21 protein-coding genes are annotated in these 20,301 nt (G+C 63.5%); 8 read left to right on the top strand and 13 right to left on the bottom strand.

The window, feature by feature from the left end:
- Window positions 1-51: 51 nt before the first annotated feature.
- Both WCE35_RS00140 and WCE35_RS00135 read left to right on the top strand, forming a co-directional pair.
- Window positions 52-810, top strand: a complete 759-nt coding sequence (locus WCE35_RS00140; RefSeq protein ID WP_424591323.1) for an SDR family NAD(P)-dependent oxidoreductase — start codon at window positions 52-54, stop codon at window positions 808-810.
- Window positions 811-906: 96 nt separating this feature from the next.
- Entirely contained in the window at window positions 907-1,794 is an 888-nt protein-coding gene (locus tag WCE35_RS00135) for a TauD/TfdA dioxygenase family protein (RefSeq protein WP_424591322.1), read from the top strand.
- Window positions 1,795-1,853: 59 nt separating this feature from the next.
- Here the strand turns inward: WCE35_RS00135 and WCE35_RS00130 are convergent, their stop codons facing one another.
- On the bottom strand, window positions 1,854-2,504 hold the full coding sequence (locus WCE35_RS00130; RefSeq protein WP_424591321.1) for a YqgE/AlgH family protein: 651 nt from the start codon (window positions 2,502-2,504) through the stop codon (window positions 1,854-1,856).
- A gap of 136 nt (window positions 2,505-2,640) precedes the next feature.
- Between WCE35_RS00130 and WCE35_RS00125 the strand changes: the two genes are divergently transcribed.
- The 4 genes from WCE35_RS00125 (at window position 2,641) to WCE35_RS00110 (ending at window position 7,269) form a co-directional block, all read left to right on the top strand.
- Complete coding sequence (locus tag WCE35_RS00125) at window positions 2,641-3,480, top strand: protein-disulfide reductase DsbD domain-containing protein (protein ID WP_424591320.1); 840 nt, start codon at window positions 2,641-2,643, stop codon at window positions 3,478-3,480.
- A 106-nt stretch (window positions 3,481-3,586) separates the two neighbouring features.
- Window positions 3,587-4,966 (top strand): lipopolysaccharide biosynthesis protein, encoded by a 1,380-nt coding sequence (locus WCE35_RS00120; RefSeq protein ID WP_424591319.1) that lies wholly within the window; start codon window positions 3,587-3,589, stop codon window positions 4,964-4,966.
- A 242-nt stretch (window positions 4,967-5,208) separates the two neighbouring features.
- Window positions 5,209-6,822: an SUMF1/EgtB/PvdO family nonheme iron enzyme gene (locus WCE35_RS00115; protein ID WP_424591318.1), complete on the top strand. Its 1,614-nt coding sequence runs from the start codon at window positions 5,209-5,211 to the stop codon at window positions 6,820-6,822.
- A gap of 21 nt (window positions 6,823-6,843) precedes the next feature.
- Window positions 6,844-7,269 (top strand): DUF4399 domain-containing protein, encoded by a 426-nt coding sequence (locus WCE35_RS00110; RefSeq protein WP_424591317.1) that lies wholly within the window; start codon window positions 6,844-6,846, stop codon window positions 7,267-7,269.
- Window positions 7,270-7,432: 163 nt separating this feature from the next.
- On the opposite strand, the gene WCE35_RS00105 is transcribed toward WCE35_RS00110, so the two are convergent.
- The 12 genes from WCE35_RS00105 to cysG form a co-directional block, all read right to left on the bottom strand.
- Window positions 7,433-8,221, bottom strand: coding sequence for a 3-hydroxybutyrate dehydrogenase (locus tag WCE35_RS00105; RefSeq protein ID WP_424591316.1), 789 nt, complete (start codon window positions 8,219-8,221; stop codon window positions 7,433-7,435).
- A gap of 7 nt (window positions 8,222-8,228) precedes the next feature.
- Window positions 8,229-9,404 carry a DUF3734 domain-containing protein gene (locus WCE35_RS00100; protein WP_424591315.1) on the bottom strand — a complete coding sequence of 392 codons (1,176 nt, stop codon included), beginning with the start codon at window positions 9,402-9,404 and terminating at the stop codon, window positions 8,229-8,231.
- 97 nt (window positions 9,405-9,501) lie between these two features.
- Window positions 9,502-10,005: a CAP domain-containing protein gene (locus WCE35_RS00095; RefSeq protein ID WP_424591326.1), complete on the bottom strand. Its 504-nt coding sequence runs from the start codon at window positions 10,003-10,005 to the stop codon at window positions 9,502-9,504.
- 178 nt (window positions 10,006-10,183) lie between these two features.
- Window positions 10,184-11,233, bottom strand: a complete 1,050-nt coding sequence (locus WCE35_RS00090; RefSeq protein WP_424591314.1) for a sulfate/molybdate ABC transporter ATP-binding protein — start codon at window positions 11,231-11,233, stop codon at window positions 10,184-10,186.
- On the bottom strand, window positions 11,223-12,092 hold the full coding sequence (cysW, locus tag WCE35_RS00085; protein ID WP_424591313.1) for a sulfate ABC transporter permease subunit CysW: 870 nt from the start codon (window positions 12,090-12,092) through the stop codon (window positions 11,223-11,225). Before cysW ends, WCE35_RS00090 begins: the two co-directional genes overlap by 11 nt.
- Before the next feature lie 9 nt (window positions 12,093-12,101).
- Window positions 12,102-12,938: a sulfate ABC transporter permease subunit CysT gene (gene cysT / locus WCE35_RS00080; protein ID WP_424591312.1), complete on the bottom strand. Its 837-nt coding sequence runs from the start codon at window positions 12,936-12,938 to the stop codon at window positions 12,102-12,104.
- Window positions 12,939-12,958: 20 nt separating this feature from the next.
- Entirely contained in the window at window positions 12,959-13,945 is a 987-nt protein-coding gene (locus WCE35_RS00075; protein WP_424591311.1) for a sulfate ABC transporter substrate-binding protein, read from the bottom strand.
- Between the two features lie 122 nt (window positions 13,946-14,067).
- Window positions 14,068-14,754 (bottom strand): phosphoadenylyl-sulfate reductase, encoded by a 687-nt coding sequence (locus WCE35_RS00070; RefSeq protein WP_424591325.1) that lies wholly within the window; start codon window positions 14,752-14,754, stop codon window positions 14,068-14,070.
- A gap of 41 nt (window positions 14,755-14,795) precedes the next feature.
- The gene (locus tag WCE35_RS00065) at window positions 14,796-15,311 is read right to left on the bottom strand and encodes a DUF934 domain-containing protein (protein ID WP_424591310.1); all 516 of its coding nucleotides are present in this window, start codon (window positions 15,309-15,311) and stop codon (window positions 14,796-14,798) included.
- A complete protein-coding gene (locus WCE35_RS00060) occupies window positions 15,298-16,953 on the bottom strand; it encodes a nitrite/sulfite reductase (RefSeq protein WP_424591309.1) in 1,656 nt (551 codons plus the stop codon). The genes WCE35_RS00065 and WCE35_RS00060 overlap by 14 nt, the downstream gene beginning before the upstream one ends.
- A 12-nt stretch (window positions 16,954-16,965) precedes the next feature.
- On the bottom strand, window positions 16,966-17,280 hold the full coding sequence (locus tag WCE35_RS00055; RefSeq protein ID WP_424591308.1) for a DUF2849 domain-containing protein: 315 nt from the start codon (window positions 17,278-17,280) through the stop codon (window positions 16,966-16,968).
- Window positions 17,277-18,713, bottom strand: coding sequence for a siroheme synthase CysG (gene cysG / locus WCE35_RS00050; protein WP_424591307.1), 1,437 nt, complete (start codon window positions 18,711-18,713; stop codon window positions 17,277-17,279). Before cysG ends, WCE35_RS00055 begins: the two co-directional genes overlap by 4 nt.
- 254 nt (window positions 18,714-18,967) lie before the next feature.
- Here cysG and cysD point away from each other — a divergent pair, with 254 nt between their 5' ends.
- A complete protein-coding gene (cysD, locus tag WCE35_RS00045; RefSeq protein WP_424591324.1) occupies window positions 18,968-19,762 on the top strand; it encodes a sulfate adenylyltransferase subunit CysD in 795 nt (264 codons plus the stop codon).
- A 24-nt stretch (window positions 19,763-19,786) separates the two neighbouring features.
- On the top strand, window positions 19,787-20,301 hold a 515-nt coding region (locus WCE35_RS00040), incomplete at its 3' end, for a GTP-binding protein (RefSeq protein ID WP_424591306.1).

The following is a 20,301-nucleotide window of genomic DNA, read 5'->3' as shown; positions in this document are numbered from 1 at the left end:
ATGACAACATGGCCACAGGATACCAACCCTTAACCCCTGATGGAGATCTCTATGAAGAAGTTTGATGGCAAGACCGTGATCGTGACCGGCGGCGGCGGCGGCATTGGCGGGGCGACCTGCCGGCGTTTCGCGGCCGAAGGCGCCAAGGTCGCCGTGACCGACATTGCGGCCACGGGCACCCAGGCCGTCGTCGGCGAGATCACATCCAATGGCGGCACGGCAAAGGCCTGGATGCTCGACGTCGCCAATCGCGATGACATCAATACCGTCGTCAACGGCGCCGCCGCGCATTTCGGCGGGCTCGATATCATCGTCAACAATGCCGGGATCTCGGTGCGCATCGCCATCGACGATGAGGGTTACGACGAGGCCTGGGTGAAGGGACTGGCGGTGATGCTGACCGCGCATCAGCGCATCATTCGCGCGGCGCTGCCGTATTTGCGAAAGTCGAAATCGCCGCGGATCGTCAACATCGCTTCGACCGAGGCGCTCGGCGCTACCGCGCTGCACAGCCCCTACTCCGCGGCCAAGGCCGGCGTGGTCGGCCTGACCCGCTCGCTCGCCGTCGAGCTCGGCCGCGACGGCATCACGGTGAACTGCATCTGCCCGGGCCCGATCACGACCGGCATGACCGCGCGGATTGCCGATGAGCACAAGGCGATCTATGCCCGACGCCGCACCGCGCTCGGCCGCTACGGCGACCCCGAGGAGGTGGCGCACATGACGCTGAGCCTGTGCCTGCCGGCGGCCTCGTTCCTGACCGGCGCGGTGATCCCGGTGGATGGCGGGTTGATGGCTAGAAATGCGTGACGGATATGCGCACGAAGCGTTGACTTGGGATCGTCGCGGAGTATTTTTCCCTCAAATGGAGCGGGACAAACCGCCCGCCGCCACGGGAGAAACGCCATGACCATCACGATCCGGCAGCTTCACCCGCTTTTTTTCGGCGAAGTTTCGGGCGTCGATTTGCGTAAACCCCTGACGCCGCAGGAGGCCAGAGACATCGAGGCCGGCATGGACAAATATGCCGTGCTGCTGTTCCGCAACCAGGACATCACCGACGAACAGCAACTGGCGTTCGCGCTGAATTTCGGCGAGCGCGAGCATGCCCGCGGCGGCACCGTGACCAAGAAGGAAGACTACCGGCTGACGTCAGGGCTCAACGACGTCTCCAATCTCGGCAAGGACGGCAAGCCTCTCCCCAGGGATCACCGCACCCATCTGTTCAATCTCGGCAATTGCCTGTGGCATTCCGACAGCTCGTTCCGCCCGATCCCGGCGAAATTCTCGCTGTTGTCGGCGCGGGTGGTGAACCCGAAGGGCGGCAACACCGAATTCGCGGACATGCGCGCGGCCTATGACACGCTCGACGACGAGACCAGGGCCGAGATCGAGGACATGATCTGCGAACATTCGCTGATGTATTCGCGCGGCTCGCTCGGCTTCGTCGATTACACCGATGAGGAAAAGGAGATGTTCAAGCCGGTGCGGCAGCGGCTGGTGCGCACCCATCCGGTGCACGGCCGCAAGTCGCTGTATCTCTCGTCCCATGCCGGCGCGATCCTCGGCATGAGCGTGCCGGAAGCCCGGCTGCTGCTGCGCGACCTGACCGAGCACGCCACGCAGCGGGAATTCGTCCATGTCCACAAATGGACCGTGCATGATCTCATCATGTGGGACAACCGCCAGACCATGCACCGCGTGCGCCGCTACGACCAGTCGCAGCCGCGCGACATGCGCCGCGCCACGGTGGCCGGCACTGAGCCGACCGTCGCGCAACAGGCGGCGGAGTAGCAAAGCTATCAACATAACCCACGGTCATGCGCGGGCTTGCCCGGCAATGACGAGGAGGCTCAGGCGTGCCCGGCTTGGTTCGACAGCATGCCGAGATCGATGCCGATCTTGCGCAAGGCCCGCTGGTATTTCTCATCGACGTCGTCGCCGAACACCAGATCCGGATCGGCGTCGCAATGCAGCCAGCCATTATGCTGGATTTCCGCTTCCAGCTGCCCCGCGGCCCAGCCCGCGTAACCCAGCGCCAGGATCGCGTGCTTAGGTCCCGAACCCCTGGCGATGGCCTTGAGGATGTCGACGGTCGCGGTCAGGCAAATTCCGTCGTCAATGTCGAGGGTTGCATCCTTGATGTGAAAATCGCTCGAATGCAGCACAAAACCGCGGCCGGGGTCGACCGGGCCGCCCTTCAGCACCTTCATGCTCTCGGCATTTTCCGGCAGCTTGATCTGGTCGGCTGTCTTGATGATATCGAGTTGGACCAAAAGTCCGGGAAAATCGATGCTGCCCGCCGGACGGTTGACGATGATGCCCATGGCGCCCTCGGAGGAGTGCGCGCACATGTAGATGACCGAGCGCTCGAAGCGCGGATCGCCCATCACCGGCATCGCGATCAGCAACTGACCATCGAGATAGCCGTGATCGGGCGAATCATCACCCGTGCCGGCAGGCTTGCGGCGACTGGGCTTCGGTATCCTGCCTTCAGGGCTCATCCGCAAAGGCCTCTCATGCTGATTCACATCCTGATATCGGGTGGCCGTTCTGTCAATCAAGCTTCGCGCCGCATTCCGCGGCAGATCACAAGCAATTCAATGGCTTGCGTCGAGACTTGCCTGTAAAGACGATCGCATGATCGTCATCATTCCCGCGCGGATTGCCCTGGGCCTCGCCGCCACCTTGTCTGCCACATGCTTGTCGATGGCGGTTCGCGCCGAGGATGCCTCGCCCTGGCAGCGCGACGCGCATTCGGCGGTGCGGCTGCTGGCGGGATCGCGCAGCGGCGCGGTGCTGCTCGGCGGCATCGCCATCCAGCTACAGCCGGGATGGAAAACCTACTGGCGGACGCCCGGCGATTCCGGCGTGCCGCCGCGGTTCGATTTCTCCAGATCGGAAAATGTCGAGGCGGTGACGGTGCTGTGGCCGGCGCCGAAGAAGTTCGACGACGGAGCCGGCGGAATCTCGCTCGGCTACAAGCAGCAGGTCGTGCTGCCGCTGCGGATCGTGGCGAAAGCTGCCGACAGGCCGCTGACGCTTCGCGCCGATATCAACTATGCGGTCTGCGAGAAACTCTGCGTTCCCGTCGAGGCCCATGCCGAACTCGCCTTTGCCAGCGTGGCGAGCACCGAGGATGGCGCATTGCTGGCCGCACTCGACACGGTGCCGAAGCCGGCCAATGTCGGCGATCCCAACCCGCTTGCCATCCGTGGCGTCAGGCGCGAGGGAAGAACCAACGTGCTGGTCGACGTCACCGCGCCTGACAACAAGGAGCTCAGCCTGTTTGTCGAAGGACCGACGCCGGACTGGGCGCTGCCGGTCCCAAAGCTGGTCGAGTCCGGCCCGCCCGGCGTGAAACATTTTGTTTTCGAACTCGACGGCCTGCCACCCGGCGCCAATCCGGAAGGCGCCACGCTCAAACTGACGCTGATCGGCGGCGACCGCGCCTATGAGTTCAATGTCAATCTCGATTGAGCTGAACGGTCATTCCGGGATGCACCCAACCTAATCTTAACGATTCGTTGATATATCGAACCGACGCCGCCTTCTCGCGGCATTCGGGATTCCCGCGTTGGCCGTGATGGACGCCCAATCCGCAACCACCTCGCCTGCCGGCGCGATCGCGCGCCTGCGCGCGCTATGGGGCGGCTCGAACGAAGCCTCGGTGACAAGGCGGCTGGCCGGCACCATTTTCGTCATCCGCATCGTCAGCGCGGCGCTGGCCTATCTCTCGCAGATCCTGCTCGCGCGCTGGATGGGCGGCCCGGATTACGGCGTCTATGTCTATGTCTGGACCTGGGTGCTGCTGCTCGGCAGCATGATGGATTTCGGCATCTCGGCATCCGCGCAAAAAATCATTCCGGAATACCGCACTGGCGGCGAACATGCGCTGCTGCGTGGCTTCCTCTCCGGCAGCCGCTGGATGACGTTCGCCGTATCCGCCGCCATGTCGCTGCTCTTGGCGGGGACGGTGAAAGGGCTGTCGCCGTGGATCGACCCCGATGCGATCGTTCCGCTCTATATCGGCTGCCTGACGCTGCCGGCCTTCGTGGTCGCCAACACCCAGGACGGCATCGCGCGCGCGCATGACTGGATGCGGCTCGGCCTGATGCCGCAATTCATCGTCCGGCAGTCGCTGATCATCGGGCTGACCGCGGGCGCGATTGCGCTCGGCTTCCATTTCGGCGCCACGGCGGCGATGATCGCCTGCGCGGCCGCGGTCTGGATCGCGATGATCGGGCAAATGCTGGTGCTGAACCGCAGGCTCGGCGGCCACGTCGAGCCCGGCGTGAAGGCTTACGATTTCCGCGGCTGGCTCGCGGTCTCGCTGCCGATCCTGCTGGTGGAAAGCTTTTATCTGCTGTTGTCCTACACCGACGTGCTGGTGTTGCAGCAATTCCGGTCCTCCGAAGAGGTCGGCATCTACTTCGCGGTGGTGAAGACGCTGGCGCTGGTCTCGTTCGTCCACTACGCGATGTCAGCGACCACGGCGCACCGTTTCGCCGAATATCATGCGCTTGGCGACGAGGCGCGCCTTTCCGCCTATGTGGCGCACGCGATTCAGTGGACCTTCTGGCCCTCGCTCGCCGCGACCGTGCTGCTGCTGGCGCTGGGAAAGCCGCTGTTGTGGCTGTTCGGGCCGCATTTCGTGGCCGGTTACGACATCATGTTCGTCGCCGCGGTTGGCCTCGTGGTGCGCTCGGCGATCGGCCCGGTCGAGCGGCTGCTCAACATGCTCGGCCATCAGCACATCTGCGCGCTGGCCTATGCGCTGGCCTTCGTCATGAACGCAATCCTGTGCGTCGTGCTGGTGCCGCGCTTCGGCGGCCACGGCGCCGCCGCCGCGACTTCGACCTCGCTCGCGTTCGAGACCGTGCTGCTGTTCTGGATCGTGCGGCGCCGGCTCGGGCTGCACGTGCTGGCGTTCGGGAGGCGCGGAATCCGGGGTGCGGACCGATGAACGCGCAGTTTTTGACCCGAAGCCAGCATTGACCGGCTACGGCAATTCCAGCGCGAATACCGCCGGTCATTGGCTGCTTCGGACGCCAGCCGCGGGGGAGGTGACGAAGGTCACGCACTTCAATTAGCTTGTCCCAGCCGGGCAGTATGATACGCTCTTACCGTAAGTTGCATTTTTTTCGCAGAATATAGTAGTGCGCCCCTAATATTGCCGTTTGGCGTTTATCGAACCCGGGCCGAGCCATGGGTGAAATTCGGAATTTCAAATCGGGCAAGAGCGGCCAATCCCCGCCGCAGTCATCACCACGCCGTCTTGCTGCGATTGTCGTCGGCGATATCTCCGGCTACAGCCGCCTGATGGAAATCGATGAGGAAGGAACGCACGGCCGCGTGAAGCGGATCGAGCGCGGCCTGATCGAGCCCAGCATTGCAGGGCACCACGGACGGCTCGTCAAAACCACCGGCGACGGCTTTATTGCGATTTTCGACAGTCCTGTCGAAGCGGTGCGCTGCAGCATCGTCATCCAGCAAGACATGGTTGGACGCAACGCATCGCTGCCAAGGCATCATTGGATCGAGTATCGGATTGGTGTCAACCTTGGCGACGTCATCATCGAAGCCGACGACGTTTACGGTGATGGGGTCAATATTGCTGCGCGTCTTGAGAGTATTGCCGATCCAGGCCAAGTTTACATCTCAGGCGGCATTTACGAGCAGGTAAAGTACAAACTGGTTTGCGGATATGAGTCGCTCGGAGATCGCAAGGTCAAGAACATCGCCGATCCGGTGAGGGTCTACCGCGTAGTTCCGGATCCGACCGCCTTCAACAGGACCCGAAAACGACGCGAGAACATTCTGATTTTCTTGCTGAGCCTCATTCTGCTGACCATCGCAAGCGGCGCGCTTTGGTATTTGCTTCTGCAACCTTATGGCAAAGCGGGGGATCAGGCGTCAGCCCCGGTTTTTCCGGAGATGCCGAAGCGGCTCTCATCGCCGCCACCACCACCACCACCACCCGCCGTGAAGCAAGCAGCGCCGCTACCCCAGCTCTTGCCTCCGGCATTGCCTGCTCCCCCGCAAGCCGCGCCCGCTCCCGCGCTGGCCCCAGTTGCGAAACAGGCTGCGTCGCAACCTCAGCTCGCGTCTCCAGCCGCGCCCGCATCACAGCCGACCCCGGCGGTCCGCGAGCCCGAAATGAAAATGCTTCGCGGCGGCAGCTTCATAATGGGCAGCAATGACGATGTCACGGAGAAGCCAACTCACCAGGTCGCGATCAAGCCGTTTGCGATCAGCACGTATCCGATTTCCGTTCGCGAATGGAACGAATGCGCCGCGGCGAAGGCATGCGCTTTCGCGGCAACCGGCAAGGACGACGCGCCCGTCACCAACGTGAGCTGGAGCGATGCCAGGCAATTCGTTGCCTGGCTCGCGGGCGCAACGCGAAAGGCATATCGGCTTCCAAGCGAGGCCGAATGGGAATATGCGGCCCGTGGCGGCACGCAAACGAAGTACTGGTGGGGCGACCAGTTTCAATCCGGCATGGCCAATTGCAAGAACTGCACGGACATCGCAGCCGCCGAGCAACCAGTCAAGGTCGGCAGTTTCAGGCCAAATCCGTTCGGGCTGTATGACATGGGTGGCGGCGTCGATCAGTGGGTGGAGGATTGTTGGCACAAGAATTATCAGGGCGCCCCGTCGGACGGTTCACCATGGGTCGAGGGCGACTGCGCCTCGCATGTCATTCGGTCCGGGTCCTGGAGAAATGACGCGCGTTATGCGCGGCCGACCAACCGCGATAGTTACGACACCAACGTTCGATATCCGACACACGGATTGCGGGTCGCTCTATCTCCTTAACAGCTTCAAGGGAGCACGATTATGAAGATGGTCCGGCTTATCGTGCTATCGGCGGCGCTGGTGTCCGTGTCGTGCGCCGCTCACGCTCAGGGAAAGGCGGCGCCAAAGGATGCGGTTCTGTATTTCGTCTGGCCGCAGAACGGAACAACGATTAGAGGCGGGTTCTGGTGTCGTTTCGGCCTGCGGAACATGGGTGTCACCCACGCGGGCGACGATTTTCAGAACAGCGGCCATCATCATTTGCTCATTGACGTGAATGAACCGCTCGATCTCAACGAGCCGATCATGCAAGACAAGAGCCATCTTCATTTCGGAGCGGGTCAAACCGAGGCACGTATCGAGCTGCCGCCCGGCAAGCACACGCTCCAACTGGTGTTGGGCGATGCCAAGCATTATCCGTTCAGCCCGCCGCTCGTTTCTGACAAAATTACCATCAACGTCAAATAGAGTTGGCTTGTGCGGTTCGCATTTTTGGATTCGAACCGGGCTGAAAATTCTTTCGCATTTTGGGCTGCGCCTTCGCCAGCCGTCGCATCGCAAAATTCGACCCGTCCCTGCCTGGGGCGCGGAATACCGGATGCCCCGCTGTCGCAAGGCATGACAGCTTGCCCTACTCCGCGGTCCAGCCGCCGTCGATCGAGAGGTTGGCGCCGGTGATCTGGGCGGCATCGTCGCCGCACAAAAACAGCGCCAGCGCCGCGACCTGCTCGGAGGTCACGAATTCCCTGGTCGGCTGCGCCGCCAGCAGCACGTCGTGGATGACCTGCTCCCTGGTCAGGTTGCGCGCCTTCATGGTGTCTGGAATCTGCCTTTCGACCAGCGGCGTCCAGACGTAGCCGGGGCTGATGCAGTTGCAGGTGATCTTGAAGGTCGCCAGCTCCAGTGCCACCGTCTTGGTCAGGCCGGCAATGCCGTGCTTGGCCGAGACATAGGCCGCCTTGAACGGCGAGGCCACCAGCGAATGCGCCGACGCGGTGTTGATGATGCGGCCCCAGCCGCGCTTCTTCATGCCGGGCACGGCGGCGCGGATGCCGTAAAACGCCGACGACAGATTGATCGCGATGATCGCCTCCCACTTCTCGGGCGGAAACTCCTCGATCGGCGACACGAACTGGATGCCGGCATTGTTGACCAGGATATCGACCGAGCCGAAGGTTCTTTCGCCGAGCGCGATCATTTCGGCGATCTCGGCGGGCCTCGTCATGTCGGCGGGCGAGTGCACCGCGCGGACCTTGAAATCGGTCTCGATGCCGGAGCGCTCCTTCTCGATATCGGCCGGCACGCCCATGCCGTTGAGAACGATATTGGCGCCGGCACCGGCGAAGGCGCGCGCATAGGCCAATCCGATGCCGCTGGTCGAGCCGGTCACCACCGCGGTCTTGCCCTTCAATGTAGCCATGTTTCCGTCACTCCTGCTTGCCTCCGGGGGGCGCGGCAGCGTCCCCTGTGAGATCGTAAGTCACCATGGTTTCGCCGGACTGCGGCCGTTCCAGCCAGTCCTTGTGACGCATCGACAAATGCACGTCGCGCACACCCGCGTTCCAGTGCTCGACCATGCCGACATGGGAAAAGTCGTAATCCTTGAACGAGGACTCGTAATTCTTGCTGCGGTAGATCAGGTGCACCACGGTGACGGTGTTCTCCCTGGCGGCTTCGCACAATATTTCCACCGACGGATCGTTCCTGAGATAGTCGGGCAATTTACCGATCAGCTCGCGCAGCGCCTTTCGCGTATTGTGCACCTGCTTGTTCTTGTCGGTATTCATGCGGGTGCGGCTGGAGTAGCGGATATCCTTCTCGCGCTCGGCGGCCTCGAGCAGCGACATCGGCAGTGGCCCGCGCGCGCTGAACAGGTCGACCTGGAAGATCAGGAGATCGCGATCGGTCTCCTCGTCCAGCACGAAATCAAGCGGCGTATTGGAGGCGATGCCGCCGTCCCAGTAGTGCTCGCCCTCGATCACGATGGCGGGAAAGCCCGGCGGCAGCGCGCCGGACGCCATGATGTGTTCCGGGCCGATTTTCTTGCCGAGCTTCTTGAATTGGTAGTTGTCGAAATATCGGAAATTGCCCGAGGCGACGCCGACCGCGCCGACGCTGAGCCGGGTCTTCAGATCGTTGATGCGATCGAAATCGACCAGGCGCTCCAGCGTCTTCTTCAGCGGCGCGGTGTCGTAATAGCTCTGCGATTGCGGACTGCCCGGCGGCCACCACGGCGCCGGCGGCAGACGCGGCGTGAAAAAGCCGGGGACGCCGAAGGTGGCGATCAGCGCGGCGCTGGTTTCGTTGAACAGCGTGCGCGCGCCGTCTCCCGAGGTGACGGGATTCCAGGGCACCGGGGATGACACCATCTCCCAGAATTCCTTCAACCGGTCGACGCGCTTTTCGGCGGCGTTGCCGGCAATGATCGCGGCGTTGATGGCGCCGATCGAGATGCCGGCGATCCATCCCGGCTCGAAGCCGTGATGGCACAGCGCCTGGAAGGCGCCGGCCTGATAGGAGCCGAGCGCCCCGCCGCCTTGCAGCACCAGCACGCACTGCGCCTGCGCGGGCGTCGCGGCAGGCGCGGTGTTTGGAGTATCCATCGTGACCGTCAGTCAGGGGACAACAGAAATTGCAACGTGGCGGCAGTACGCGGCGGCGTCAATCGGCGAGTTCGAACGGAGGATCACGCGGGGTTTATCACGCCTTTGTCGATGCAAGAATGAGCGTCCAGAATACCTTGTATTTGGTGTTTGGCGCATAACTCGCCGCGATGCCCAATTTTGTGACACCGTTCTTGAGCATGTTGGCCCGGTGCGGCGGTGAATCGCGCCAGCCGGAAAACGCTTCCGCCAAAGTGTGATATCCGGCCGACACATTTTCCACCGCCAGGGTGGCGGGATATCCGGATGCGCCCAGCCGCTTTTCCAGCGGAGCCTTCACCTCATGGTCGAGCTTGTTGCGGCTCGCCATCGCCTGGGACTGGGCTTCCGCGAGCTTCATCAGGCCGGGGTCGACCACGACCGCGCCAAGGCCGTTGTTCTGGCGGTACAGCGAGATCATCGAGGCCGCGGCCTGCGGATCGAGCGTGGCCCCGCCATTGGCCATGCTGAGATACATGGCCGGCTGCTCTGATGTCTGGGTGTCGGCCATGCAGCCGCCCAGCGCCAAAAGCCCGACAATGGCGACAATCGCCCGCATCATTGAAATATTCCCCCGAGGATGGTTTGCCGTTGTTGCATACCAACCGTGGCTGAATGGTGAACAAGGACCAACTTCGCCTTCATTCCGGGGCGCGAAGCGAACTTTGATGTGCAATTGCACATCAGAGAATCTCCAGATTCCGGGTCTGGTCCTTCGGACCATCCCGGAATGACGGGGGTCAGTCCCGCGCGGCGAAAATCCGGTAGCGGCGCGGCTGCAGGCCGACGATTTCGCCGGGCTGGAGTTCCCGGTCCCGGGGCGCGTCGATCTCAATCAAGGTTTTGCCCTCGCCGCCGCACAGCGCGACTTCCGCCCGCTGGATCGGGCCGAACGAACGGACACGGCGCACCGCGCCTTCCAGCGCGCCGCTGCCAGCCGGCCCGATCTGCATGTCGTGGCGCCGCACGAACAGCTTGGCGGCGCCGGCCGCCGCGCCATTGGCGGCGATGTTCAGCGGCTTGCCGCCGAGCTGCACCAAGCCGCCGCCGACCTCCACCGCCAGCACGATGGATTCGCCGATGAAACCGTGCACGAAGGCGCTCGCCGGATAGTCATAGACCTCGCCCGGCGTGCCGACCTGCTCGATACGGCCCTTGTCCATGACCACGACGCGGTTGGCGACTTCGAGCGCTTCCTCCTGGTCATGGGTGACGAAGATCGAGGTGACGTTGATTTCCGAATGCAGCGACCGCAGCCATTGCCGCAATTCCTTGCGGACCTTGGCATCGAGCGCGCCGAACGGCTCGTCCAGCAGCAGGATGCGCGGCTGGATCGCCAGCGCCCGGGCGAGCGCGATGCGCTGGCGCTGGCCGCCGGACAACTGGCTCGGGTAACGGCCGGACAGCCAGCCGAGCTGGACCAGATCCAGCAGTTCCCTGACGCGGGCGCGGATCGCGGCCTCGTCCTTGCGGATCGCGCGCGGCTGCACCCGCAGGCCGAAGGCGACGTTCTCGAACACCGTCATGTGGCGGAACAGCGCGTAGTGCTGGAACACGAATCCGACCTGGCGTTCGCTCGCGCCCCGCGCCAGCGCATTCTCGCCGTCGAACAGCACCTCGCCGGCATCGGGCCAGTCCAACCCCGCGATGATCCGCAGCAGCGTGGTCTTGCCCGAACCGGACGGGCCGAGCAGCGCGACCAATTCGCCATCGCCGACCCTGAGATCGACACGGTCGAGCGCGACGAAATCGCCGAATTTTTTTACGATTTTCCTGAGTTCAATCGTCACGCGGGATTTGTCCTTCGTCCAGCCGCCGCTCAAGAACGATCTTCGCCACCAACGTCAGCAGCGCCAGCATCGCCAGCAGCGACGCGATCGCGAACGACGATACCAATTGATATTCATTGTAGAGAATTTCAACCAGCAGCGGCATGGTGTTGGTCTCGCCGCGGATATGGCCCGACACCACCGACACCGCGCCGAATTCGCCCATGGCGCGCGCGTTGCACAGCAAGACGCCATACAGCAGGCCCCATTTGATATTGGGCAAAGTGACGCGGAAGAAGGTCTGCAGTCCTGACGCACCCAGCGAGATCGCCGCCTCCTCTTCCTGCGTGCCCTGCTCCTGCATCAGCGGGATCAGCGCGCGCGCCACGAACGGAAACGTCACGAAGATGGTCGCGAGCGCGATGCCCGGCAGCGCGAACAGCAGGTGGATGTTGTGGGCCTGCAGCCACGGCCCGCAAAAACCCTGCGCGCCGAACAGCAGCACGAACACCAGGCCCGAGATCACCGGGCTGACCGAGAACGGCAGGTCGATCAGCGTGATCAGCAAGGTTTTGCCGCGAAACTCGAACTTGGCGATCGCCCAGGCCGCGATCACGCCGAACACCAGATTGAGGCTGACCGACATCGCCGCCACCGATAGCGTCAGCCGGATCGCGGACAGCGCCTCCGGCTCGGCCAGCGCGGCCAGATACGCCGCGATGCCCTTGGAAAAAGCCTGCGCGAACACGACGACCAGCGGCAGCACCACGAACACGGTGAGGAACATCACCGCGATCGAAATGATAACGAAACGAACCGGCGCGGGTTCGGAGCGCAGATGCTCCTGCGGCGAGGTTAATGCGAACTGCGACTGCTTCATCTATCAGCCTCAATGCGCGGGGATGCGGGTCTGCGCCCAGCGCTGCAGGCGATTGACCGCGAAGATGATCAAAAACGATGCCAGCAGCATGACGACCGCGATCGCGGTCGCATCGGCGTAGCGGAATTCGGACAGCCGGATCACGATCAGCAACGGCGCGATTTCGGACACGTTGGGCAGATTGCCGGCGATGAAAATCACCGAGCCGTACTCGCCGACCGCGCGCGCAAACGCCAGCGCAAATCCGGTCAGCAGCGCCGGGATCAGGCTCGGCAGGATCACCCGGAATACGGTTTGCCAGCGGCTGGCGCCAAGGCTGGCGGCGGCCTCCTCGATTTCAACGTCGAGATCGAGCAGGACCGGCTGAACCGTCCGCACCACGAACGGAATGCCGATGAAGATCATCGCGACGAAAATCCCGATCGGCGTGAAGGCGACCTTGATGCCGAGCTCGGCGAGCGGCGCGCCGAGCCAGCCTTCTTGCGTGAACAATTGCGTCAGCGCGACACCGGCCACCGCGGTCGGCAACGCAAAGGGAACATCAACGATGGCGTCGAACAGCCGCCGGCCGGGAAAGCGATAGCGCACCAGCGCCCAGACGATGACCGTCCCCATCACGAGGTTGACAAGTGCTGCGGCAAACGAAAGCCCGAACGAAATCTTCAGCGCATTGAGCGTGCGGCGGCTGGTGACGATGTTCCAGAATTGATCGGGCGAGAGTTCCAGCGTCTTGAGAAACAGCCCCGCGAGCGGGATCAGGATGATGACCGAGAGCCACGTCAGCGTCAGCCCCATGGTGAGGCCAAATCCCGGCAAGGTGCTGCGTCGTCCTGCGCTTGCGCTCACGATGTCCCTGCTCGCCCGGATCAGTTGTGGTAGATCTGGTCGAAAATGCCGCCTTCGGCGAAGTGATCCTGCTGCGCCCTGGTCCAACCGCCGAACACTTCATCGATTGTGAACAGTTCGAGCTTCGCGAACGACGTTTCGTATTCTCTGGCGATCTCCGGATCGCGTGGACGGTAGAAATGGCGTGCGGCAATTTCCTGACCGTCTTTGGTATACCAATACTGCAAATAGGCCTCGGCGACGGCGCGGGTGCCTTTTTTGTCGGCAATCCCATCGACGACGGCCACCGGCGGCTCGGCCAGGATCGAGCGCGGCGGTGATACGATCTCGAACTTGTCCTTGCCGAATTCACGCAGCGCCAGCAACGCCTCGTTCTCCCAGGCCAGCAGCACATCGCCGACGCCGCGCTCGACGAACGTCATGGTCGAGCCGCGCGCGCCGGTATCGAGCACCGGCACGTGGCTGTAGAGCTTCCCGACAAATTCCCGAGCCTTGTCGACGTCAAACTTTTTCTGCGCATGGCCCCAGGCCGCCAGATAGTTCCAACGCGCCCCGCCCGAGGTCTTGGGGTTCGGCGTGATGACGCTGACGCCGGATTTGACCAGATCGTCCCAATCCCGGATGCCCTTGGGGTTGCCCTTGCGCACCAGGAACACGATGGTCGAGGTGTAGGGCGCGGCGTTCAGCGGCAGCCGCGTCTGCCAGTCGGCTGCGACCAGGCCTCTTGCCGCGATCGCGTCGATGTCATAGGCCAGCGCCAGCGTGACGATATCGGCCTGCAGGCCGTCGATCACGGCGCGCGCCTGCGAGCCGGAGCCGCCATGCGACTGCCTGATCTCGACGCTTTTTCCGGTTTCCTTCCGGTAGGCGGCGACGAACGCCTTGTTGAAATCGGAATAAAGTTCCCGCGTCGGGTCGTAGGACACGTTGAGCAGCGTAACGTCGGCCGCGAACGCCGTGCTTGCCCAGAACAATCCGGCGAGGAGCGGCGCAATACGTCGGACCATCTCAATCTCCGTTCGGCCGGATGAACGACGTCATCGAAACACGAAGGACATAACTCGGTACGAAATGGTGTGAAGTCAACGAAACCGCATTTCATCGTTTGCGGCGCGGCAGCGCGATTGTCCTATGGAGTCCTGGTGGTATGGATGCCGCATTCCGTCTTGGCCCGGCCGCGCCACCGGCCGGCGCGCGCGTCCTCATCCGGCGAGGTGCGGCTGGTGCACGGCATGCATCCGACCGACAGATATCCCGACGCGGCGAGCGGATGCGGCGGCAGTTTTGCGAGCCTGTAAATCGCCTCGATCTGCTCGCGCGAGACATTCGCAAACGGATTGAATTTCAGCCTGCCGCCGTCGGCTTCCACGACCGGGATATCGGCCCGGGCGCCGCCCTGGAAGCGCTTGCGCCCGTTGATCCAGGCCGCAAACGGCTTCAGCGCGCGCGCCAGCGGTTCGACCTTGCGGATCCGGCAGCAGGCATCGGGATCGGAAAACCACAATTCGCGCTCGGGATCCTGGCGCGACAGCGTCTCCTCCCGCGGTTTTATCGAACGGACGTCACGCAGGCCAAGCGTGGCAATCAGCGTGTCGCGATAGGCCAGCGTTTCCCCGAACAGCCAGCCGGTATCGAGGAAGATCACGGGGATCGCGGGATCGACATCGGCCATCACCTTGAGCAGCGCGGCCGATTCGGTGCCGAAAGAAGAAACCAGCGCGAGGCGCTCGCGGCCAACCGACTTCAGCGCGACTTCCACCACTTCCGACGGCGAGGCCGCGCGCAAGGCGCGATCGAGCGTCTCCACCGGCGGCAAGTCCGCGGTCGTTTCGGATAACGCTTCTGGCGCGCGCGCACTCACTGGCCGGCACTCTCCGAATGACGCAATTGCATCCGCCGGTGCAGCGCGGTGATGCGGCCATCGCCGGTCGGCTGATAGAACACCGAATAGCGTTTTACGGTGTTGGCGAAGGCTTCGGCGTCGCTTTGCTTGCTGACCTCGAAGGCGTCGAAGCCGGCGCGCAGCAAGAAGACGAACTGGTCGCGCAGCACCTGGCCGGTGGCGCGAAGCTCGCCTTCGAAACCGTGGCGTTCGCGCAATAGCCGCGCCTGGCTGTAGGCCCGGCCGTCGCGAAAACTCGGAAACACCAGCGCGACCGCCGCAAGCCGGTCGAGACGGGGCACGAGATCGTCGAGGTCACGGTGGTTCGGCCAGATCACCCCGAGCCTGCCGGCGCGCCGCGACAGCGTTTCGGGATCTTCGAGGAACCGCGCCGCCGACACCAGGATGGCGCCGTCGCCCGGCAGTTCCGCGCCATCGGCGACATGGACGAACAGGTCGGTCGCAATTCTTCCGTGCTTAACGAGTGGCATAGACCCGCTCCCTGAAAGGTTCGACGCCCAGCCGCTTCACGGTGTCGACGAAAAGTTCTTCGGGACGGTCGCGCAGCGCCAGATAGGCCTCGACGATGTCTTCGATCACGTCGGCGACTTCGGCATAGGGCACCGCGGGACCGATCAGCGTTCCCATCTGGGCGTTCTCGTCGGCACGGCCGCCGATCGTGATCTGGTAGAATTCCTCGCCGTTTTTCTCGACGCCCAAAATGCCGATATGGCCGACATGGTGATGGCCGCAGGCATTGATGCAGCCGGAGATGTTGATGTGCAGCCGCCCGATCAGATTGGCGGTCTCGTGATTGGCGAAACGCCGCGTCAGCTCCTGCGCGATCGGGATCGAGCGCGCGTTCGCGAGCGAACAGTAATCCAGGCCGGGGCAGGCGATGATGTCGGAGACCAGATTGACGTTCGGGGTGGCGACGCCGATCCTGTCGAGCGCCTTCCACAGAGCGGGCAGGTCGCGCTTGGCGACATGGGGCAGCGCCAGATTCTGCTCATGGCCGACGCGGATTTCGCCGAAGGAGTATTTGTCCGCGAGATCGGCGATCGCATCCATCTGGTCGGCGGTGGCATCGCCGGGCGGTCCGCCCACCGGTTTCAGCGACAGCGTCACGATCGAATAGCCCTGCACCTTGTGCGCAAACACCGAGTTCCTGCGCCAGGCCTCGAAACGCGGATCGTGCGCCGCCTGCTTCAGCTCGTCCGGCATATGCGGCAGCTTCTCGTAGGTCGGATAGACGAAGCGCGAACGGATATCCTCGATCACGGCGTTGTCCAGCGTCAGCGCGCTGTCGCCCATCTGCTTCCATTCCTGCTCGACTTCGCGAGCGAATTTCTCGATGCCGAGTTCGTGCACCAGGATCTTGATGCGCGCCTTGTAGATATTGTCGCGGCGGCCGTACTGGTTGTAGACGCGCAGGATCGCCTCGACATAGCTGAGCAGATCGCGGCCCGCCACATACGGCTTGATGGTCTTGCCGATGAAAGGCGTGCGGCCGAGGCCGCCGCCGACCAGCACCTCGAAGCCGGTCTCGCCGTCGGCGTTCCGGATCAGGCGCAGGCCGATGTCGTGGATCTTGATCGCGGCGCGATCGTGCTCGGAGGCGGTGATCGCGAATTTGAACTTGCGCGGCAGGAACGAGAACTCCGGATGCAGCGTGGTGTATTGCCGCAGTAGTTCGGACCAGATGCGGGGATCCTCGATCTCGCCAGGCGCAACACCCGCCCATTGATCCGACGTCACGTTGCGGGTGTTGTTGCCCGAGGTCTGCATGCCATGAATGCCGACCTCGGCGAGATCGGCCAGCGCATCCGGCAGTTCGGCCAGCTTGATCCAGTTGAACTGGATGTTCTGCCGCGTGGTGAAATGGCCGTAGCCGCGGTCATAACGGCGCGCGACACGGGCGAGCGCCCGCAACTGCTTCGACGACAGCGTGCCATAGGGGATCGCGACGCGGAACATATAGGCGTGCAACTGCAGATACACGCCGTTCTGCAGCCGCAGCATCTTGAATTCGTCCTCGGTGAGTTCGCCGGATAGACGGCGCTTCACCTGGTCGCGGAATTCGGAGACGCGTTCGTTGATCAGCGTGCGGTCGAGTTCGTCATATGCGTACATGATGGATCAGCCTTACGCCGGAACCGGAAGATCGATGGTGAGGCCTTCCGAGCGGATTTGTTCGCGGAGATTGCCGGGTTCGATCCTGCCGGTATCCTTGACCTCGACCGGGGCGATATAGGCGCCGATGGCGCCGACATCATCGGCGATGGATTCCGCGAGCAGTGCGCGCGCTTCCTCGGCGGTACGGACGATCGCGGCATCCGACAGTGCGGTCGACCAGCCCTTGGCGGCGGTACGGTAGATCACGACGCCATCCGAGGTGCGGTTGGCGGTGACCATGGACGGGCCGGTGATCTTGATCTTTTGTTGCAGCGGCGAGGTCATTCGGCGGCATCCAGCAGTTTGGCGATTGCCTGACTTGGGTTGGATTGGCGCCACGGCGCGGAATGCGCGACCACGTCACCGATGATGAGAATGGCGGGGCCGCCGTCGATCATATTGAGCAAATCGGGCAGTTGTTCCAGCGTACCCACGGCGGCCTGCGCGTCCGGCCGCGTCACCCGCGCAAATACGCCGACCGGGGTTTGCGGCGACCGTCCGGCGGCGAGCAGGCCCGCACGAATCGACGGCGCGGCGGTCATGCCCATGTAGACGACGACGGTCATCTTCTTGTCCGTCAGCACCGACCAGTCGACGGTCTCGGCGTCGCTGGCCTTGTGCGCGGTCAGGAAGGTGATGCGCAAAGCCTCGTGCCGATAGGTCAGCGGCGCCTCGAACTGCGCAGCGGCGCCGAGGCCGGCGGTAATGCCCGGAATCACCGAATAAGCCACGCCAGCCTCGCGCAGCGCCTCGATTTCCTCGCCGCCGCGGCCGAAGATGAAGGGATCGCCGCCCTTGAGCCGCACCGCGCGCTGTCCCGACTTCGCCGCTTCGATCAGCAATCGGTTGATCGCATGCTGGCCGATGCCGGGCTTGCCAACCCGACGGCCGACCGCAATGCGCGACGCATCGCGGCGGGCGCGATCGAGAATCTCTTGTGACACCAGTTCATCGTGGAAAACCACGTCGGCATCCTGCAGCGCGCGCAGCGCCTTGATCGTCAGCAAATCCGGATCGCCCGGACCGGCGCCGACCAGCGTCACCCTGCCCTCGGCCTTGCCCTGCGCTTGCGCGCCGGCAAAAGCGGAAGGATCGGCAATTTGCTTCAGCGCCGCGTCCGCCTCGTCCGTGCGGCCGGCGAGAACGAGCGCGCCGATCGGCCCATCGACCACGCGCTCCCAGAAGCGGCGGCGCAGCGGAAACTCGGAAATGCGGGCGTTGATCGATTTGCGCCAGCCGCCGATGAAACTGGCGAGATCGCCGATTCGCGACGGCAGCATCGCCTCGATGCTCTCGCGCACGCGCCGCGCCACCACCGGCGAGGCGCCGCCGGTGCCGACGGCGACCACGACGTCGCCGCGATCGACGATGGCGGGAAAAATGAAGGTGGAATGCGCGAGATCGTCCATCACATTGACGGGCAGCCCGACCGCCTTGGCGCGCGCCGACATCGCCACGCCGATGTCGCCGGCGCCCGCGCAAAGGATCGCGATCACGCCAGCAAGATCGGCTGCCAGCGGATCGCCCTGGGCCAGTTCGATCCGCGCCAGGTCCGCGGCATCGATCCCGTCGACATCATGATTTCCATCAGCGGCGAACCACCGGACGGTTGCCCCAGTAGCCGCCAACAGGCGCAGTTTTGCGCGCGCGAGGCCGCCGGCTCCGACCAGCAGCACCTTGCCGCTCTTCAGATCGAGGAACACGGGCAGGAATCGCATACGACACTCGCTTCCCCGACTTGCGGGGTTGACTGGAATTATTTTCTATATATGTCTCGTTCATGGCTCGCAAAGAGAAAATTATTTCTTCCCTATCGCGATGCCACTATAGAATTTTCGCCTCCCCACGCCAAGGCCAAGAGATGCTTCTTTCCAACGACGATTCCGCCGGCGAGCGGTGGCGTGAGGCCGACCGCAAAATCCAGTCTTCCGTTCCAAAAATTCTGGCTGGAGGTGAACTCGCGCCGCCCGCGATGGACCATCTCGACGAGCTCGAGGCGCAGAGCATCTACATTCTGCGCGAGGCCTTCGCGCGGCTGAAGAAGCTGGCGCTGCTGTGGTCGCTGGGCAAGGATTCCAATGTGATGATCTGGCTGGCGCGCAAGGCGTTCTTCGGCCGCGTGCCCTTCCCCGCCCTGCACGTCGATACCGGCAAGAAATTCCCGGAGATGTATGCGTTCCGCGATCGCTACGGCAAGGAATGGGAGCTCGATCTCAAGATCGAGCGCTGCCCGCCGATCGAAAGCGTCGATCCGACATTGCCGCCGGCCGCGCGCTCCGCCGCGCGCAAGACCGAAGGGCTGAAGCTCGCGCTCACCAAATACGGGTTTGACGGATTGATCGCCGGCATTCGCCGCGACGAAGAGGCGACCCGCGCCAAGGAGCGCGTGTTCTCGCCGCGCGGCACTGAGGGCGGATGGGACGTGCGCGACCAGCCGCCGGAATTCTGGGACCAATTCAACGCCTCGCCGCCTTCCGGCGCGCATTTGCGCGTGCACCCGATCCTGCATTGGACCGAGGCCGACATCTGGGCCTATACCCGACGCGAGAACATTCCAATCATTCCGCTTTATCTGGCGCAAAACGGCAAGCGCTACCGCTCGCTCGGCGATGCCGACATCACCTTTCCGGTGGCTTCGACGGCTTCGAACATCGACGAAATCCTGATCGAACTTGACGGCAGCAAAGTGCCGGAGCGTGCCGGCCGCGCGCTCGATCACGAGACCGAAGATGCCTTCGAGCGGCTGCGCGTCGCCGGCTATCTCTGACCAACACCGGGCGTGAGCGTTGCGATGAACATGATCCTTCCCAAAGCGACATTGGCGACACCCAACGGCACCACGCGGCCGCAGGTTCGCATCGTCATCGTCGGCCATGTCGATCACGGCAAATCGACGCTGGTCGGACGCCTGCTGCACGAGACCGGCAGCCTGCCCGAGGGCAAGCTGGAGATGCTGAAAGCCGTCAGCGCGCGGCGCGGCATGCCGTTCGAGTGGTCGTTCCTGCTCGATGCGCTGCAGACCGAGCGCGACCAGGGCATCACCATCGACACCACGCAAATCCGCTTCCGCACCCGCTCGCGCGACGTGGTGCTGATCGACGCGCCCGGCCATGCCGAATTTTTGCGCAACATGATCACCGGCGCCGCGCAGGCCGACGGCGCGCTCCTGATCATCGACGCGCTGGAGGGCGTGCGCGACCAGACCCGCCGCCACGGCTATCTGCTGCATCTGCTCGGCGTCAAACAGGTCGCCGTGGTCGTCAACAAGATGGACCGCGTCGATTTCAGCGCCACGCGGTTCAAGGC

The sequence above is a fragment of the Bradyrhizobium sp. genome, from assembly GCF_049691595.1.
Taxonomy (GTDB): domain Bacteria; phylum Pseudomonadota; class Alphaproteobacteria; order Rhizobiales; family Xanthobacteraceae; genus Bradyrhizobium.
The sequence above is the reverse complement of the archived record's forward strand: the minus strand, read 5'-3'. Positions and strand labels throughout refer to the sequence as shown.

Excerpts from the sequence above, each read along its gene's own strand:
- WCE35_RS00125 (WP_424591320.1), top strand. The coding sequence starts at position 2,641 with ATGATCGTCATCATTCCCGCGCGGATTGCCCTGGGCCTCGCCGCCACC.
- WCE35_RS00130 (WP_424591321.1), bottom strand. The coding sequence starts at position 2,504 with ATGAGCCCTGAAGGCAGGATACCGAAGCCCAGTCGCCGCAAGCCTGCC.
- WCE35_RS00095 (WP_424591326.1), bottom strand. The coding sequence starts at position 10,005 with ATGATGCGGGCGATTGTCGCCATTGTCGGGCTTTTGGCGCTGGGCGGC.
- WCE35_RS00110 (WP_424591317.1), top strand. The coding sequence starts at position 6,844 with ATGAAGATGGTCCGGCTTATCGTGCTATCGGCGGCGCTGGTGTCCGTG.
- cysW (WP_424591313.1), bottom strand. The coding sequence starts at position 12,092 with ATGAAGCAGTCGCAGTTCGCATTAACCTCGCCGCAGGAGCATCTGCGC.
- WCE35_RS00055 (WP_424591308.1), bottom strand. The coding sequence starts at position 17,280 with ATGACCTCGCCGCTGCAACAAAAGATCAAGATCACCGGCCCGTCCATG.
- WCE35_RS00120 (WP_424591319.1), top strand. The coding sequence starts at position 3,587 with ATGGACGCCCAATCCGCAACCACCTCGCCTGCCGGCGCGATCGCGCGC.
- WCE35_RS00135 (WP_424591322.1), top strand. The coding sequence starts at position 907 with ATGACCATCACGATCCGGCAGCTTCACCCGCTTTTTTTCGGCGAAGTT.
- WCE35_RS00060 (WP_424591309.1), bottom strand. The coding sequence starts at position 16,953 with ATGTACGCATATGACGAACTCGACCGCACGCTGATCAACGAACGCGTC.
- cysD (WP_424591324.1), top strand. The coding sequence starts at position 18,968 with ATGGACCATCTCGACGAGCTCGAGGCGCAGAGCATCTACATTCTGCGC.
- WCE35_RS00105 (WP_424591316.1), bottom strand. The coding sequence starts at position 8,221 with ATGGCTACATTGAAGGGCAAGACCGCGGTGGTGACCGGCTCGACCAGC.
- WCE35_RS00065 (WP_424591310.1), bottom strand. The coding sequence starts at position 15,311 with ATGCCACTCGTTAAGCACGGAAGAATTGCGACCGACCTGTTCGTCCAT.
- cysG (WP_424591307.1), bottom strand. The coding sequence starts at position 18,713 with ATGCGATTCCTGCCCGTGTTCCTCGATCTGAAGAGCGGCAAGGTGCTG.
- WCE35_RS00140 (WP_424591323.1), top strand. The coding sequence starts at position 52 with ATGAAGAAGTTTGATGGCAAGACCGTGATCGTGACCGGCGGCGGCGGC.
- WCE35_RS00075 (WP_424591311.1), bottom strand. The coding sequence starts at position 13,945 with ATGGTCCGACGTATTGCGCCGCTCCTCGCCGGATTGTTCTGGGCAAGC.
- WCE35_RS00115 (WP_424591318.1), top strand. The coding sequence starts at position 5,209 with ATGGGTGAAATTCGGAATTTCAAATCGGGCAAGAGCGGCCAATCCCCG.
- WCE35_RS00100 (WP_424591315.1), bottom strand. The coding sequence starts at position 9,404 with ATGGATACTCCAAACACCGCGCCTGCCGCGACGCCCGCGCAGGCGCAG.